The sequence below is a fragment of the Algoriphagus aurantiacus genome (assembly GCF_035156405.1).
In the GTDB taxonomy this organism is placed as follows: Bacteria; Bacteroidota; Bacteroidia; order Cytophagales; family Cyclobacteriaceae; genus Algoriphagus; species Algoriphagus aurantiacus.
The window spans coordinates 1-939 of sequence record NZ_JAXRUT010000078.1 but is presented as its reverse complement, the minus strand read 5'-3'; the positions used below and the strand labels follow the sequence as shown (position 1 = coordinate 939).

The window sequence follows — 939 nt, the reverse complement described above, 5'->3', positions numbered from 1 at the left end:
CTGGCGGACCAGATCATCGCCCTTTACGGGATGGGCAGCAGCCTGCGTGACATCTCCTCGCATATCAGGGAAATGTATGATACGGAGGTCTCCACCCACGTGATCAGCGAGATCACAGACCGTGTGATCCCCCGGGTAAAAGAATGGCAGAACCGTCCATTGGAGGAGGTTTACTGCATCGTGTGGCTGGACGCCATGCACTTCAAGGTGCGGGAAGAAGGAAAGGTGAGGCACAAGGCACTTTACAATGTGCTTGGGATCAACAAATCCGGGAGAAAGGAAATCCTGGGGATGTATCTGTCTGAAAGCGAGGGAGCCAACTTTTGGTTACAGGTACTCAGTGATCTGCAGCACCGTGGGGTCAGGGATATTCTGATTGCCTGTACGGACAATCTTGCAGGCTTTCCGGAGGCCATCCATTCGGTTTTTCCCAAAACCGAAATCCAGCTGTGTATCGTCCATCAGATCCGCAACAGCCTGAAATATGTGGCAAGCAAGGACCAGAAGGAGTTTGCCCGTGACCTCAAGCTGGTCTATGGTGCGGACACCAGGGACGGGGCAGAATCGGCACTGCTGGATCTGGAAGAGAAATGGGGGAAGAAATACCCGGTGGTACTCCGGTCATGGAACAGCAACTGGGAAAGGCTCAGTGCCTATTTTGCCTACACCAAGGGCATCCGGAAGATGATCTATACCACAAACGCGGTGGAAGGGTACCACAGGCAGGTGAGAAAGGTGACCAAGACCAAAGGGGCGTTTACCAGTGACATGGCTCTGTTGAAACTCGTATATCTGGCCACGCGCCGGATCGAGAAAAAATGGAGTTCACCTTTGCACAACTGGAGCTTGACAGTCCAGCAGCTGGCCATTAAATTTGAGGGAAGGCTGAAGCTGGACATCAATACGGAAAATTAATTAATTAGTTCCCTTCCCTTGGGG

1 protein-coding gene is annotated in these 939 nt (G+C 52.3%); it reads left to right on the top strand.

From position 1 onward, the window contains the following. Positions 1-915: IS256 family transposase (locus tag SYJ56_RS25805; protein WP_323839285.1), on the top strand; the 915-nt coding region annotated here is incomplete at its 5' end. Positions 916-939: the final 24 nt, after the last annotated feature.